We start from the raw sequence: 6,754 nt of genomic DNA on the forward strand, positions 1-6,754 counted from the left end.
CCCTGATTTCGTCTGCCATTCCGAGAGAAGAGGGGTGGACTCCCCTCTACAGTCCGCGCCATTCGTGGTGACGACTCCCCCCACTTGGGACGTCAGCTCGGCGTGCGCGAGGCCTCCACCGGAGAGGCCGCCTGGGCCTCCGTGCGGCGGGGCAGCCAGACATTGAAGGTGGAGCCCTGGCCGGCGGTGCCGCTGGACTCCGCCCAGATGCGGCCCCCGTGCTGCTCCACGATGCCCTGGCTGATGGTGAGCCCCAGCCCCAGGCCCCCGTACTTGCTGCCGTGCGCGCGGCCGAAGCGCTCGAAGATGAGGCGCTGCTTCTCGCTGGGGATGCCCACGCCCTCGTCCTTCACGGACAGGTGCACGCCGGTGTCGCCCTCCGCCGCCACGCGCACCAACACCTGGCCGCCTTCGGGTGAATAGCGGATGGCATTGGACAGCAGGTTCGTCAGCACCTGATCCAACCGCCCCCGGTCCCACGTGCCCTCCAGGTGCTCCGGCACGTCCACCTTCAGCTCGTGTGTCTGGGACAGCACCGCCATCCGGTCCCGCGTCTCCAACACGAGCTGCGACAAATCAAACGGCTCCAGCTCCAGGGACAGCCGCCCCGCCTGCAGCCGGCTGATGTCCAGCAGGTCCTCCACCAGCTTCGCCATGCGGTCGATCTGCCGGTTGATGATCTGCAAGGACTTGCCCGGGCCAGCCTCCGTCTGCCCGCCCAGCTTGAGCAGGGCCAGGTGCGCGTGGCCCTTCGCCGCGGCCAGCGGCGTGCGCAGCTCATGGCTGGCGGCGGCCAGGAACGCGTCCTTCGCCTCGCTCGCCAGCCGCAGCGCCGTCTCCGCGCGCTGGCGCTCGGTGATGTCGCGCGCCACGGAGATGAAGCGGCCCGGGCCGTCGCCTTCCGCCACGTACTGGAGCACCACCTCCACCGGGACCTCCGCGCCGTCGCGGCGCCGGTGGTTGGTGGAGTACGTCTGTGACGGCAGCGTGCCGGACATCAGCGGCGCCAACAGCTTGCGGAAGCCCGTCTCGTCGAAGGCGCCCTCCACGTCCAGCACCGACAGGCCCACCAGCTCATCCGCGCCGGCGGAGAGCTGCTTGGCCGCGCCCGCGTTGGCGTACGTGAGCGTGAGCGTGTCCGGGGAGAACATCAGGACGCAGTCCAGCGTCGCGTCCAGCGTCGTCTTGAAGCGCCCCAGCGCCTCCTCCGCGCGGCGCTTGTCGTCGATGTCGGTGGCGATGGCCAGCCACCCCACCAGCGCCCCGTTCTCGTCGTGCTCCGGCACCGCGCGCGCCAGGTGCCAGCGATAGACGCCGTCCTTGCGCCGCAGGCGGAACTCCTCCGCGCTGCCCTGCACGCGCTCCAGCGCGTCGCTCCACACGCCGCGCATCCGCTCGCGGTCCGTGGGGTGCACGTCCTGGAGGAAGGAGGAGAGCGACAGCTCATACCCCTCCTGGTGCCCGGTGTAGTCGCGCCAGGCCCGGTTGGCGTACGTCAGCGAGCCGTCCGCGCGCGCGGCCCACATGGGCTCCGGCAGGGACTCCGTGAGCCGCCGGTAACGCAGCGCGCTCTGGCGCTCCAGGGCCTCGCGGTCGCGCTGGCGCAGGAGCGCGGCCTGGCGTTGCAGCTGCTGTTCCTTGAGGAACAGATCCACGAAGACGCTGACCTTCGAGCGGAGGATCTCCGGGTCGAAGGGCTTGAGCAGGTAGTCCACCGCGCCGTGCGCGTACCCCTTGAAGACGTGCGCGGCGTCACGGCTGAGCGCGGTGAGGAAGATGATGGGGATGGTGCGCGTGCGCTCGCGCTGCTTGATGAGCGAGGCCGTCTGGAACCCGTCCAGCCCCGGCATCTGTACGTCCATCAGGATGACGGCGAAGTCGCGCTGCAAGAGCTGCTTGAGCGCTTCCTCTCCGCTGGTGGCCTTCACCAGCTCCTGGCCCAGCGGCTCGAGGATGGCTTCCAGCGCCAGCAGGTTGGCCGGATGGTCGTCCACCATCAGGATGGCCGCGCGCGGAGGGGGCGCGGCTTCCTGCGGACGTTCCGGGGTGTGCTCAGTGGAGTTCATGTGCGCGGCGGGGGAGCGCGTGAGTCAGGTGAGCCGAGACACGGCGAACAAGGCTAGGGCTGCCCCCTTCCAGACGGAAGTGCAAAGGGGGTCCCACGGTGGATCGCCGCCGTTGAGTTTCAAGCACTCACCCACAGCCGGACGAGCTCCAGCAGCTTGTCGGTGTCCACCGGCTTGGGCAGGTAGTCACTGGCGCCGGCCGCCATGCACTTCTCGCGGTCGTCCTTCAGCGCCTTCGCGGTGACGGCGATGATGGGCAGGCTGGCGTACTTGGGGTCCTTCCGGATGGCACGCATGGTCTCGTAGCCGTCCATCTCCGGCATCATCACGTCCATCAGCACCACGTCCACGTCGGGGTTCTGCCCCAGCAGCTCGATGGCGGCCCGGCCGTTCTCCGCGAAGATGACCTGCATGCTGTGATTTTCCAGCACGCTGGTGAGCGCGAAGATGTTGCGCATGTCGTCATCCACCAGGAGCACCTTCTTGCCCGCCAGCGGCGCGTCCTGGTCGTTGCGCTGCGCCAGGGCCGCCCGGGCGCGCGCCGGAAGGTTCTCATCCAGACGGTGCAGGAACAGGGCGGTGTCGCTGAGGAGCTGGTCGGGGCTCTTCGCGCCGCTCTTCAGGATGACACTGCCGGTGTAACGGCGCAGGCGGGCCTCGTCCTTGGGCGTCAACTCCCGGCCGGTGTAGACGACGATGGGCAGGTCGCGGAAGCGCTGCTGCGTCTTCACCTCCTCCACCAGCTTGATGCCGTCCATGTCGGGCAACAGCAGGTCGATGACAAGGCAGTCGTACTCGTTCTGCTCCAGCTTCTCGAGGGCCTCCTGGCCCGTGGCCACCGCGGTGACGAGCACGTCGCCGCCGTCGCTCAAGAGCTGGGTGAGGCTGTTGCGCTGCACGTCGTCGTCCTCGATGACGAGCAGGCGGCGCTCGCGGCGCTCCAGGAAGCGCGACAGCTGGCCGAAGACGCGCTCCAGGCCCTCCTTGCTCACGGGCTTGGTGAGGTAGCCGAACGCCCCCTGGGTGTTGCCCAGGTGCTTGTCCATCACGCTGATGATGTGGACGGGGATGTGGCGCGTGCGCGGGTTGCGCTTGAGGCGGTCCAGCACGCTCCAGCCGTCCACCACGGGCAGCTGGATGTCCAGGGTGATGGCGTCCGGCTGGTACTCGTGCGCCATCGCCAGGCCGCTGTCGCCGCGCGTGGCGACCAGGGCCTTGAAGCCCTTCTCACGTGCCATCTGCACCATGATGCGGGCGAACTTGAGGTCGTCCTCGATGATGAGCAGGGTGCGGTCGCCCTCGCGGATGGACTCACGGTCGTCCTCCACCACGACGGGCGTGTGGGGGCCCTCCACCTGCGGGGGCAGCGCGGCGTCCAGCACGTGCCCCTGCGGCTCCGACATCAGCGGCTGCGTGGGGAGCGGCGGGGGCGTGGCGGGGGGGGTGGCCGGGGGCGGTGGATTGAGCCCCTCCGCCAGGGCGCCCAGCGCGCGCCCGGCGGCGTCGCTGGCCGGGACCTCCTCGTCCGACCCCTGGTACTCCGGCGGCAGGTAGAGGGTGAAGGTGCTGCCCTTGCCGGGTTCGCTCTCCAGGCGGATCTCGCCGCCGAGCAGCTTGGCGATCTCCCGGCTGATGGACAGGCCCAGGCCCGTGCCGCCGTACTTGCGCGCGGTGGAGCCATCCGCCTGCTGGAACGCCTCGAAGATGATGCGCTGCTTGTCCTTGGCGATGCCGATGCCGCTGTCCCTCACGGCGAAGGCGAGCACGTGCCGCGAGCGGCGCAGCGCCTCGTGGTCGAAGCGCATGCCCTTGTCCGCCAGACGCACGGTGAGCTTCACGCCGCCCTCGTCGGTGAACTTGAAGGCGTTGGAGAGCAGGTTCTTGAGCACCTGCTGCAACCGCTGCGGGTCCGTGCGCACGTGGCGCGGCGTCCCCGACAGTACCTCCACCTGGAAGGTGAGGCCCTTCTGGTCCGCCACCGGGCGGAAGCTGCGCTCGATGAACTGGTTGAGCTCCGTGAGGATGATGTCCCGGGGCTCCACCTGCATCTTGCCCGCCTCCACCTTGGACAGGTCGAGGATCTCATTGATGAGGCTGAGCAGGTCCCCGCCGGACGCGTAGATGGTGTTGGCGTACTCCACCTGCTTGGTGGAGAGGTTGCCGTCCTTGTTGTCCGACAGGAGCTTGGCGAGGATGAGCAGCGAGTTGAGCGGCGTGCGCAGCTCGTGGCTCATGTTGGCCAGGAACTCGCTCTTGTACTTGGAGATGATGGTGAGCTGCTCCGCCTTCTCCTCCAGGCTGACGCGCGCCAGCTCCACCTCGCGGTTCTTCTCCTCCACGCGGGTGTTCTGGTCCGCCAGCTCCTTGGCCTTGTCCTCCAGTTCGATGTTGGTGCGCTTGAGCTCGTCCTGCTGCTGGGTGAGCTCGCGCGACTGGCTCTGGAGCTCCTGGGTCAGGCGCTGCGACTCGGAGAGCAGCGTCTCCGTGCGCATGTTCGCCATGATCATGTTGAGCACCACGCCGATGCTCTCCGTCAGCTGGTCCAGGAAGATCTGGTGGATGGCGCTGAAGGTGTGGAACGAGGCCAGCTCGATGACGGCCTTCACCTCGCCCTCGAAGAGGACGGGCAGGACGATGATGTTGAGCGGCGCGGCCTCGCCCAGGCCGGAGGAGATGGTGATGTAGTCCGACGGCACGCGCGTGAGGAGGATGGTCTTCTTCTCCAGCGCGCACTGGCCGACGAGTCCCTCCCCCAGCCGGAAGCGGTTCGCCAGGTGCTTGCGCTCCCGGTACGCGTAGGTGCTGGTGAGCTTGAGGGACGGCACGCCGCCCTCGGGGTCGGAGAGGAAGAAGGCGCCGTGGTGCGCGGAGACCAGGGGCGTCAGCTCGCTCATGATGAGGCGGCTGACGGCGTCCAGGGACTTCTGGCCCTGCATCATGCCGCTGAACTTCGCCAGGTTCGTCTTGAGCCAGTCCTGCTCCTGGTTCTTCTGCGTGGTCTCACGCAGGTTGACGATCATCTGGTTGATGTTGTCCTTCAGCGCCGCGACCTCGCCCTCCGCGACGACCGTGATGCTGCGGGTCAGGTCGCCCTTGGTCACGGCGGTGGCCACGTCGGAGATGGCGCGCAGCTGGCTGGTCAGCGTGCCGGCCAACTGGTTCACGTTGTCCGTGAGCTGCCGCCACGTGCCGCGCGCGCCGGGCACGCGGGCCTGTCCGCCCAGCTTTCCTTCGATACCCACCTCGCGGGCCACCGTGGAGACCTGCTCCGCGAAGGTGCCCAGCGTGTCGGTCATGTTGTTGATGGTGTCCGCGAGCGCCGCGACCTCGCCCTTCGCGTCCACGATGAGCTTCTGGGTCAGGTCGCCGTTGGCCACCGCCGTCACCACGCGCACGATGCCGCGCACCTGGGTGGTGAGGTTGGAGGCCATGAAGTTCACGTTGTCCGTGAGGTCCTTCCACGTGCCGGCCACGCCGGGCACGCGGGCCTGTCCGCCCAGCTTTCCTTCCACGCCCACCTCGCGGGCCACCGTGGAGACCTGCTCCGCGAAGATGCCCAGCGTGTCGGTCATGTTGTTGATGGTCTCCGCCAGGGCCGCGACCTCGCCCTTCGCGTCCACCACCAGCTTCTGCTTGAGGTCGCCGTTGGCGACCGCCGTCACCACCTTCACGATGCCGCGCACCTGCGTCGTGAGGTTGCGGGCCATGAAGTTCACGTTGTCCGTGAGGTCCTTCCACGTGCCGGACACGCCCTTCACCTCCGCCTGTCCGCCCAGCTTTCCTTCCGCGCCCACCTCGCGCGCGACGCGGGTCACTTCGGAGGCGAAGCTGTTGAGCTGGTCCACCATCGTGTTGATGGTGTTCTTCAGCTCCAGGATCTCGCCCTTCGCGTCCACGGTGATCTTCTTGGACAGGTCGCCGTTGGCCACCGCCGTCGTCACCAGCGCGATGTTGCGCACCTGGCTGGTGAGGTTGGAGGCCATGCTGTTCACGTTGTCCGTGAGGTCCTTCCACGTGCCGGCGACGCCGGGCACCGCGGCCTGACCGCCCAGCTTGCCGTCCGTGCCCACCTCCTTCGCGACGCGGGTCACCTCGGAAGCGAACGCGCGGAGCTGGTCCACCATCGTGTTGATGGTGCTCTTGAGCTCCAGAATCTCGCCCTTCGCTTCGACGGAGATCTTCTGGGACAGGTCGCCGTAGGCCACCGCCGTGGTCACCTTGGCGATGTTGCGCACCTGGTCGGTGAGGTTCGCGGCGAGGACGTTCACGTTGTCCGTGAGGTCCTTCCACACGCCGGCGACGCCGGGCACCGCGGCCTGACCGCCCAGCTTGCCCTCCGTGCCCACCTCCTTGCCCACGCGCGTGACTTCCGACGCGAACGCGCGGAGCTGGTCCACCATCGTGTTGATGGTGTTCTTGAGCTCCAGCACCTCGCCCTTCACGCTCACGGTGATCTTCTGGGACAGGTCGCCGTTGGCCACCGCCGTGGTCACCTTGGCGATGTTGCGCACCTGGTCGGTGAGGTTGCCGGCGAGGACGTTCACGTTGTCCGTGAGGTCCTTCCACACGCCGGACACGCCCTTCACGTCCGCCTGACCGCCCAGCTTGCCCTCCGTGCCCACCTCCTTCGCGACGCGGGTCACCTCCGCCGCGAACGCGCGGAGCTGGTCCACCATCGTGTTGATGGT

2 protein-coding genes are annotated in these 6,754 nt (G+C 68.2%); both read right to left on the reverse strand.

Annotated elements, in window-relative coordinates; translation table 11 throughout:
- Positions 1-92: 92 nt before the first annotated feature.
- Positions 93-2,066, reverse strand: a complete 1,974-nt coding sequence (locus FOF48_RS16985; protein ID WP_143902848.1) for a PAS domain S-box protein — start codon at positions 2,064-2,066, stop codon at positions 93-95.
- Between the two features lie 119 nt (positions 2,067-2,185).
- The coding region (locus FOF48_RS16990; protein ID WP_143902850.1) for a response regulator at positions 2,186-6,754 on the reverse strand (4,569 nt) is incomplete at its 5' end.

The organism is Corallococcus sp. Z5C101001, assembly GCF_007352635.1.
Lineage (GTDB): Bacteria > Myxococcota > Myxococcia > Myxococcales > Myxococcaceae > Corallococcus > Corallococcus silvisoli.

What these genes read in the sequence shown, in the direction of transcription:
- FOF48_RS16985 (WP_143902848.1), bottom strand. Translation starts at nt 2,066, where the DNA reads ATGAACTCCACTGAGCACACCCCGGAACGTCCGCAGGAAGCCGCGCCC.